The 5,869-nt window shown below is 75.9% G+C and carries 6 protein-coding genes; all 6 read right to left on the reverse strand.

Annotation, left to right across the window (positions count from 1 at the left end):
* Positions 1-58: 58 nt before the first annotated feature.
* Entirely contained in the window at positions 59-1,330 is a 1,272-nt protein-coding gene (locus tag ACFWEK_RS17930; protein ID WP_430554902.1) for an ABC transporter substrate-binding protein, read from the reverse strand.
* Between the two features lie 5 nt (positions 1,331-1,335).
* Complete coding sequence (locus ACFWEK_RS17935) at positions 1,336-2,508, reverse strand: branched-chain amino acid ABC transporter permease (RefSeq protein WP_430554903.1); 1,173 nt, start codon at positions 2,506-2,508, stop codon at positions 1,336-1,338.
* Positions 2,505-3,383 (reverse strand): branched-chain amino acid ABC transporter permease, encoded by an 879-nt coding sequence (locus ACFWEK_RS17940; protein WP_430554904.1) that lies wholly within the window; start codon positions 3,381-3,383, stop codon positions 2,505-2,507. The genes ACFWEK_RS17935 and ACFWEK_RS17940 overlap by 4 nt, the downstream gene beginning before the upstream one ends.
* A gap of 57 nt (positions 3,384-3,440) precedes the next feature.
* A complete protein-coding gene (locus tag ACFWEK_RS17945) occupies positions 3,441-4,160 on the reverse strand; it encodes an ABC transporter ATP-binding protein (RefSeq protein WP_430546227.1) in 720 nt (239 codons plus the stop codon).
* Positions 4,157-4,936 carry an ABC transporter ATP-binding protein gene (locus ACFWEK_RS17950; RefSeq protein WP_430554905.1) on the reverse strand — a complete coding sequence of 260 codons (780 nt, stop codon included), beginning with the start codon at positions 4,934-4,936 and terminating at the stop codon, positions 4,157-4,159. The genes ACFWEK_RS17945 and ACFWEK_RS17950 overlap by 4 nt, the downstream gene beginning before the upstream one ends.
* A gap of 130 nt (positions 4,937-5,066) precedes the next feature.
* Complete coding sequence (locus tag ACFWEK_RS17955) at positions 5,067-5,822, reverse strand: glucose 1-dehydrogenase (RefSeq protein ID WP_430554906.1); 756 nt, start codon at positions 5,820-5,822, stop codon at positions 5,067-5,069.
* Positions 5,823-5,869: the final 47 nt, after the last annotated feature.

The raw sequence follows: 5,869 nt of genomic DNA on the forward strand, positions 1-5,869 counted from the left end.
CTATCCGGTCCTCGGATAGCGCCAGACGCGCGCCCACGACGGCGGGGCGGCGGCGAGGCTACGAGGCGGGGACGCCGCCTCCTCGCAGCTCCACCGGCTGCGGCTCCACCTCGGTGACCTTCCCGTCCCCGACGGCGTAGGTGGCGCCGACGTAGTCCTGCACGCCGTCGGCAACGACGGTGATGCCGACGCCGTCGAACGCGGAGTGGTCGTCCGGGCCGAACATGAGCGGCAGGATGCCGTTGCCCTCGAGCCGGCCCGACTCCACGGCCTCGACCAGGCTCTCGCGTGTCGGGTCCTCGCCCGCCTCGGCGAGCGCCTCGGCGAACAGGTAGCCGACGCTCATGCCGTACACGGTGTTGCCGTCGAAGCGCGCGCCGTCGTTGTACTCGTCGTTGATCTGCTCGAACAGCTCGACCCACTCGCCGTCCGGCCCGAAGGGCAGGTAGTTCGCGCTGACGAAGCCCTCGAGCAGGGCGGGCGCCACGTCCTCGCCCAGCAGCTCGACGAGCGTCGGGTAGTCGCCGCCCGACGACGACGCCAGCCACCGCGGGCTCCAGCCCATCTTCGCGGCCGTGCCGACCGCGAGCGCCGTGAAGCCGTTCACCGTGGCGAGGAGCACGTCCTCGCACCCGGCGGCCTGGAGGGCGCCCATCTGCGCGGTGACGTCCTGGTTCGACGTCGAGTACGACTCGTGGGCGGTGACGCCGTCCGCGCCGAGGGCGAGCTCCACGCCCTCGAGGAACTCCTCGCCGAAGTCGTCGTCCTGCCCGAAGACGCAGACCTTGCTGCCGGCGTGCTCGTCGGCGGTGTACCGCGCGAGCGCGGCGCCCTCGACCACGTAGTCGGCGTTGAAGCCGAACGTGTTCGGGTGCCCCTCGGGGTCGTCCCACATCGTGCTGCCGGACGCGACGAAGAGGTCGGGCACGTCGTTCTGGTCGAGGTAGTCGAGCACGGACGAGTGCGTCGGCGTGCCGAGGCCGCCGAGCAGGGCGAACACCTGGTCCTCCTGCACCAGCTCGCGGACCACGGTCTGGGTGTTCGCCGGGTTGTACCCGTCGTCCTTGACCACGTACTCGATGGAGCGGCCGTGGACGCCGCCGTGCGCGTTGACGTACTCGAAGTACGCCTTCGTGGCGGCCGAGATCGACGCGTACCCGGCGGCGGCCGGGCCCGTCAGCGGCTGGTGCGTGCCGACCGTGACGGTGTCGTCGCTGATGCCGGGGGCCGCCGCGGCGGGAGTGCTGCAGCCGGCGAGGGCCAGGCACGCGACGGACGCCGCGGCGACGCCGGCAGTCGTACCGGCGGTGGCGGTGCGGGGGTTCCGCATGGGGATCACCTCTCGAGTGGTTGTGACGCTGGGGGCGGTGTCGCGGGCGCGTCGGTGCGGCCGCGGGGACGGGGTCGTGCGGGGCGTGGCCGACGGCGGGCCGCGGCGCGGGCGAGCCCGCCCGGCCAGGCCAGGGTCACGACGATCAGCAGGGCGCCGAAGACCAGCACGGCGAGGTTGCCGGACAGCCGCTGCTCGAGGTCGGCGGGGACGCCGACGGCGCCGGTGACGGTGTCGACGAGCCACGGCAGCAGCACGACGAGCGCAGCCCCGGCGGCCGCGCCGCCGAGGCTGCCGAGCCCGCCGACGACGGCGGCCACGACGAGGAGCAGCGAGAACGCGAGGTCGTAGCGGCCGGGGCCGACCGACTGGGTGACGAGGCACAGGGCGGCGCCGCCGAGCCCGGCGGCGAGCGAGCTCGCGACGAACGCGCCCACCTTGACCCGCGCCGGCGACACCCCGGAGAGCCGGGCGGCGGTCTCGTCGCCGTGCACGGCGCGCATGCGCAGGCCCGCGCGGCCGGAGCGCAGCACCGCGAGGGGCGTGACGGCGAGCGCGGCCACGACGATCGCCACCCAGGCGTGCCACTGCTCCAGGGCGATCAGGCGGGACAGCGCCTCGGGCACGCCCTCGAACGGGACGGCCAGCCCCTGGTCGCCGCCGAGCGCCGGCACCTGCGCGGTGAGGGCCGGCAGCGCGACGACCATGGCGAGCGTCAGCCCCGCCAGATAGGGCCCGCGCAGGCGGGCGCCGGCGAGGCCGAGCAGCCCGCCCAGCGCGCCGGAGGCGAGCAGAGCCCCGACCAGCCCCAGGACGACGCGCGCGGCGCCGGCCGCGCCGTCGCCGTCGAGGCCGGCGCCGGACGCCGCGTTCACGGTGAGGGCGTACCCGTACCCGCCCGCGGCCATGAGCACGGCGTGCCCGAGGGAGAGCTGGCCCGTGAGGCCGACGAGGAGCGTGAGGCCCGCCGTCGCGCAGAACGTCGCGGCGACGACGGCGAGCTGGTAGTTGCGGTACGGGTCGAGCAGGAACGTCGCCGCGACCGCCAGCAGCGTGAGCACGACCGCGCGCAGCAGGATCCGCTGGGTGGGCGTGAGGCGGCCGACGGGCCGCGGTTCCGGGCGGCGCGCGTCGCGCACGACGGTCTCCTCGGTCTCGGCGGGTCTCGTAGCGGTCATGCGGCACGCACCTGGGCGGCCGCGAAGATCCCGCCGGGCCGCACCAGCAGCACGAGCGTGAGCAGGGCGAGGACGGCGAGCGGGGCGACGCCGGCGCCGAGGTACCCGGTGACGAGGCTGACGAGCACCCCCACGAGGACGCCGCCGACCAGGGCCCCGGTCGGCGAGTCGAGCCCGCCCAGGACGGCGACGGTGAAGGCGTGCACGAAGAGCAGGTCGGCGGAGTGCGCGTTGAGGCCGAGCTCGGTGGGCACGAGCAGGAGCGCCGCGAGGGCGGCGACGGCGCCCGAGAGCGCCCAGCCGAGGGTGACCATGCGCGGCACGCGCACGCCCAGCAGGCGCGACACCTCGGGCGCCGCCGCGGACGCGCGCAGCTGCAGTCCCAGCGACGTGCCGTTGAAGAGCCACGCGAGGAGCCCGACCACCGCCAGCGCCACGGCCAGCACGAACAGGTCGTACGGCGAGAGCAGGGGCACGCCGCCGACGACGAAGGGGCGCTCGTCGAACGGTGCGGCCATCGGCCGGTGCCGGGGGCCGAAGGCGATCCCGAGGGCGGACTGCAGCACCATGACGAGCCCGATGGCGACGATCATCCCGGGCAGCGGGCTGCCCGACGGCACCCGGCGCATCAGGCCGCGCTCCACGGCGGCGTTCAGCGCGGCCCCGGCGAGGAGCGCGGCGGCCAGCCCCGCCCAGAAGGACCCCGTCGCGCCGGTGACGGCGAACGCCGCGAAGACGGCGACGGTGGCGACCGCGGCCTGGGCGAAGTTCACGAGGCGTGCGGCGCGCCAGACGATCACGAGGGACAGCGCGAAGAGCGCGACGACGAGCCCCCGGGCGAGCCCGGTGGCGAGGAGGAAGACGAGTCGGTCCATGGGGAGCCTCTCTCGGGGACGCAGGTCGGGTGCCGGTCGGGACCGGTCGGTAGCCGGTCAGAAGCCCAGGTAGGCGTGGCGGAGGGCGGGGTCGCCGGCGAGCTCGGCGGCGGGGGCGTCGACCACCACCGCGCCGAGGCTCAGCACGACGCCCCGGTCCGCGATCGACAGGGCGCTGGTGACGTTCTGCTCCGCGAGCAGCACCGTCAGGCCGGTCTCCCGCGCCGTGGCGCGCAGTACCCCCATGAGCTGCGCGACGACGCGCGGCGCGAGGCCGAGCGACGGCTCGTCGAGGAGCAGCACGCGCGGGCGGGCGAGCAGGGCGCGGCCGAGCGCGAGCATCTGCCGCTCGCCGCCGGAGAGCTGGTGCCCCAGGCTGGAGCGGCGGCGCGCGAGCGGCTCGAACAGGTCGTAGGTGCGGGCGACGGCGGCCCGCCGGGCGGCGCGGCCGGGATGGCACCACAGGGCGCCGAGGTGGAGGTTCTCGTCGACGGTCAGCTCGGTCACGACGCTCCGCCCCTCGGGGACCTGGGCCAGCCCTCGCCGGGCGCGGTCCTCGACGCTCAGGTCGGTGAGGTCGGCGCCGTCGAGCAGCACGCGGCCCGCGCGCGGCGCCGTGAGGCCGGAGAGCGCCCGGAGCAGGGTCGTCTTGCCGGCGCCGTTCGCGCCGAGGAGGGCGACCACCTCGCCGGGGGCGACGGCGAGCGCGAGACCGTCGAGCACGGGCGCGCCCGCGTAGCCGACGGTCAGGCCCTCGACGGCCAGGGCGGGGCTCACGCTGCCTCCAGCCCGAGGTAGGCCGCCTCGACGGCGGGGTCGGCGCGGACCTCCTCGGGCGTGCCGCTCGAGACGACGCGCCCGAAGTCGAGCACGACGACCCGGTCGGCCACGGCCATGACGAAGTCGACGTGGTGCTCCACCAGGAGCACCGCGCAGCCGTCCGCCACGACGTCGCGCACGACGTCGACGAGCGCCTCCACGTCGTCGGCCCCGAGGCCGCCCGCGGGCTCGTCGAGCAGCAGGAGCCGCGGCCGCGCCACGAGCGCGCGGGCGAGCGCCACCCGCTTGCGCACGGGGTAGGGCAGGGCGTCGACCGCGGTCCCGGCGTCGCCGGTCAGGCCGAGCCGCGCGAGCGCGGCCCCCGCGGCGTCGGAGGCGCCGGCATTCCCGGCCACCGGCACCAGGACGTTCTCGAGCACCGTGAGCCCGGCGAAGAGGCCGAGCCCCTGGAGCGTGCGCGCGAGCCCGCGCTCGAGCAGCCGGGACGGGGACGCGGGCGCGGGGCGCCCGTCGAGACGGATCTCCCCTGCGGACGGGCGCACCAGGCCGCACACCGCGTTGAAGACGGTGGTCTTGCCCGCGCCGTTCGGACCGATCAGGGCGACGGTCTCGGCGCCCTGATCGGCCCCGGCCGACGGGTCGCCCACCGTGAGGTCGACGCCGTCGAGGGCGGTGAGGCCGCCGAAGGTCACGGTGAGGCCGGAGACCTCAAGTCGCGGGCGGGCTGCGGGGCTGTGCGCTGTCGCGGGGGACGCGGGGATACGGCGGGACATCGGCACCTCTTCGTGTCGGGTGGTGCCACGCTAGCCGATAAACCGACTGGCCGGTATGCCCTGGCGAGACATTCTTCAGAATGTTGCAGTGCCGTGACGTCCGGCCCGCTCGGCGGGGGCCCGGGGGCCCTCAGACGCCCGCGGTGAGGCCACCGTCCACGACGAGCTCCGCGCCCGTGAGGTACGCCGACGCGTCGCTCGCGAGGAACACCACGGCGCCCGCCACGTCGTCCGGCACAGCCGCGCGCCCGAGCGGGATCGGCACGGCGTCGGTGTCGATGCGTGTCGTCATGTCCGTCCGGACCAGGCCCGGGTGCACCGAGTTCACCCGGATCCCGTCCCGGCCCAGCTCGACGGCGAGCGACTTGGTCAGCCCCCGCACGCCGAACTTCGACGCCACGTAGCCGTGCAGCCGCTCGCCGCCCCGCAGCCCCTCGACCGACGACACGTTGACGATCGACCCGCCCCCGGCGGCCTTCATCACCGGCACCGCCGTGCGGCAGCCCAGGAAGGTGCCCGTGAGGTTGACCGCGATGACGGCGTCCCACTTGGCCGTCGAGTAGTGCTCGATGGGGGCGGAGTTGGCGATGCCCGCGTTGTTCACGAGCACGTCCAGGCCCCCGAACGCCTCGACCGTGGCCTCGACCGCCGCCGCCCACCCCGCCTCGTCCGTCACGTCGAGGCGGACGGACCGAGCCCGGTCGCCGAGGTCGGCCGCGAGGGCCGCACCCTCGTCGTCGAGCACGTCCGCGACGACGACGGCGGCGCCCGCCGCGTGCAGGGCGCGGACGTACGCCGCGCCCAGGCCGCGGGCACCGCCCGTGACGAGCGCGACCCGCCCCTCGAGCGGGCGGTCGGCGACGGTCGGGACGGGACGAGCAGTCATGGGCTTCCTCCAGGTCGGTGCGCAAGCACGCCTTCCGGCAAGCGACC

It is taken from the genome of Isoptericola sp. NPDC060257 (assembly GCF_042726645.1).
Taxonomy (GTDB): domain Bacteria; phylum Actinomycetota; class Actinomycetes; order Actinomycetales; family Cellulomonadaceae; genus Isoptericola; species Isoptericola nanjingensis.

Excerpts from the sequence above, each read along its gene's own strand:
- ACFWEK_RS17930 (WP_430554902.1), bottom strand. The coding sequence starts at position 1,330 with ATGCGGAACCCCCGCACCGCCACCGCCGGTACGACTGCCGGCGTCGCC.
- ACFWEK_RS17950 (WP_430554905.1), bottom strand. The coding sequence starts at position 4,936 with ATGTCCCGCCGTATCCCCGCGTCCCCCGCGACAGCGCACAGCCCCGCA.
- ACFWEK_RS17955 (WP_430554906.1), bottom strand. The coding sequence starts at position 5,822 with ATGACTGCTCGTCCCGTCCCGACCGTCGCCGACCGCCCGCTCGAGGGG.
- ACFWEK_RS17940 (WP_430554904.1), bottom strand. The coding sequence starts at position 3,383 with ATGGACCGACTCGTCTTCCTCCTCGCCACCGGGCTCGCCCGGGGGCTC.
- ACFWEK_RS17935 (WP_430554903.1), bottom strand. The coding sequence starts at position 2,508 with ATGACCGCTACGAGACCCGCCGAGACCGAGGAGACCGTCGTGCGCGAC.